Source organism: Rahnella bonaserana (assembly GCF_019049675.1).
GTDB lineage: Bacteria > Pseudomonadota > Gammaproteobacteria > Enterobacterales > Enterobacteriaceae > Rahnella > Rahnella bonaserana.
The window spans coordinates 1-255 of record NZ_JAFMOW010000006.1; the positions used below are offsets into that span (position 1 = coordinate 1).

Genomic DNA, 255 nt, shown 5'->3' on the forward strand with positions numbered 1-255 from the left:
CCAGTATGAACAATAATAATCCCGCGCCCAGCCATTTACCCCAGCGCGCATAGCCGCGATTAACGGCTCCGTCTATTTTTTCCAGTCTTCTAAAAAAATCCATTTTATTCCCCGCCATAACTTTTATTTACCGTTTACTGCATCTGGGAGTTCTTCAGCCTTCGGATGAATAAATCCGGTTCCCCACCACAAACGGACGTTATCTGCAGGAAGAAAATAAACGTGCAGATAATTTTCTTCCCATTTGCGTTCGGG

General features: G+C 44.7%; 1 pseudogene. It reads right to left on the reverse strand.

The window, feature by feature from the left end:
- Positions 1-103, reverse strand: a pseudogene (locus J1778_RS24910) (DUF3304 domain-containing protein); the annotation flags it as partial.
- Positions 104-255: the final 152 nt, after the last annotated feature.